Annotated in this window: 1 protein-coding gene; it reads right to left on the minus strand. The window is 62.6% G+C overall.

Annotation, left to right across the window (positions count from 1 at the left end; all coding sequences use genetic code 11):
* Positions 1-419, minus strand: a 419-nt coding sequence (locus RNC47_RS37025; protein WP_311605259.1) for a cysteine hydrolase family protein, incomplete at its 3' end; no start/stop codon positions are given.
* Positions 420-433 lie beyond the last annotated feature (14 nt).

Below are 433 nucleotides of genomic sequence, written 5' to 3' on the forward strand. Positions count from 1 at the left end.
TCGAAATGCCGCACATAGGCATCGAGCGCGCTGTAGAGGATGCACTGCTCGGTGACCTGGCCCGCGAGTATCAGCCGTCGCGTGCCCAACCGGCCCAACAGGTAATCCAGTGCGGTCGCATAGAACACGCTGTGGCGCACCTTGGTCAGCAGCAGGCAGCCGTCCGCCGGCGCGATGGGGCGCACCAGATCCGGGTGCTCACCGGCCAGCGCTGCGGCGACGATGTCACTGAACTGTGCGGTGAAATCGCCATAGTTGTCGTTGACGTAGATCAGGTCCACATTCTCGCGGTCGTGCGCGTCATCGATCAGTCCGACCAGCGGATCGACGATCGCTGCCACGTTGGGTGCCAGCAATTCGGCGTCCTCGTGCCGGTAGGCGTTGAGCATGTCCACAACGACCAGCGCGGTATCACTCATGCGTCATTTGGTAC

The organism is Streptomyces millisiae (genome assembly GCF_031845425.1).
Taxonomy (GTDB): Bacteria; Actinomycetota; Actinomycetes; order Streptomycetales; family Streptomycetaceae; genus Streptomyces; species Streptomyces millisiae.